This is a genomic window from Pseudoalteromonas sp. S3776 (genome assembly GCF_005886915.1).
Classification (GTDB): domain Bacteria; phylum Pseudomonadota; class Gammaproteobacteria; order Enterobacterales; family Alteromonadaceae; genus Pseudoalteromonas.
On the sequence record NZ_PNCU01000044.1, the window covers coordinates 1 to 592 of the forward strand.

The following is a 592-nucleotide window of genomic DNA, read 5'->3' on the forward strand; positions in this document are numbered from 1 at the left end:
TTTATCGTGGTTGAGAGACCAACTTACAAACAGAATTAAAACAAAAGTCTTTAAAAACAAGCATCAAGACTTTGAGAAAATAGAAAAATGGCTTTTAAATACAACTAAAAGCGCTGCTAGTGAACTTGTTATCGCACTTGAACCTACGGGTGTTTATCATGAAGCACTGATGTATTTTTTACACGAGCAAGGCTTCAATATTATTTTAGCGAACCCTGGTAAAGCTAAAAAGTATGCAGACGCGTTAAACATAATTCATAAAACAGATAAATCTGATGCAACGATGCTTGCCCATTACGGCTGTGCAAAGCATGCAGTCGTTGATTATTGGCAACCTGAAGCGTTAGAAGTTAGAGAGCTTAAAGCCCTTATCCGTCGTTTAGATGCGCTTGAGAGTAACCGACAACGAGAAGCGAACCGATTAGAAGCAAGTGAATTCAGCAACGTTTCAGCACGTGTTCGCCAATCTATAAAAGTGACTATCGCGTTTTTAGATGATGAAATTAAACAGCTTAAATCTGACATTGATAACCACATAGATAATGAACCTGATTTAAAAAGAGACAGGAAGCTACTCGAGTCTATCCCTGGC

Annotated in this window: 1 protein-coding gene; it reads left to right on the plus strand. The window is 38.2% G+C overall.

Annotated elements, in window-relative coordinates; genetic code table 11:
- Positions 1-592, plus strand: a 592-nt coding sequence (locus CWC16_RS16425) for an IS110 family transposase (RefSeq protein WP_138542285.1), incomplete at both ends; no start/stop codon positions are given.